The sequence below is a fragment of the Neobacillus paridis genome (assembly GCF_016765675.1).
Lineage (GTDB): Bacteria > Bacillota > Bacilli > Bacillales > Cytobacillaceae > Neobacillus > Neobacillus paridis.
The window spans coordinates 1-519 of the sequence record NZ_JAESWB010000372.1; the positions used below are offsets into that span (position 1 = coordinate 1).

At 64.4% G+C, this 519-nt stretch carries 1 protein-coding gene; it reads left to right on the forward strand.

Annotation, left to right across the window (positions count from 1 at the left end; translation table 11 throughout):
- The coding region (locus JK635_RS29240; RefSeq protein ID WP_202656333.1) for a recombinase zinc beta ribbon domain-containing protein at nucleotides 1-519 on the forward strand (519 nt) is incomplete at both ends.

The window sequence follows — 519 nt, forward strand, 5'->3', positions numbered from 1 at the left end:
ACATCTACAAGCTCCTCAGAAACCGCACCTACCTTGGCGAGTTGCGGCACAAGGACCAGTGGTACCAGGCCGAACACCCGCCCATCATCAGCCGCGAACTGTGGGACAGCGTCCACGTGATCCTGGCCACCAATGGCCGGGTGCGAGGCAACGCGACTCGGGCAACCGTGGCCTATCTGCTCAAGGGCATCGTGTTCGGCAACGATGGCCGGGCGCTGTCGCCGTGGCACACGACCAAGAAGAATGGTCGTCGCTACCGCTACTACGTGCCTCAGCGCGACGCCAAGGAGCACGCGGGCGCCTCGGGCCTGCCGCGACTGCCGGCCGCCGAACTCGAATCGGCCGTGCTCGACCAACTGCGCGCAATCCTGCGTGCCCCGAATCTACTCGGCGACATGCTGCCGCAGGCGATCAAGCTCGATCCAACCTTGGACGAGGCGAAGATCACCGTGGCCATGACCCGGCTCGACGCGATTTGGGATCAACTTTTCCCGGCCGAGCAGACCCGGATCGTGAAAC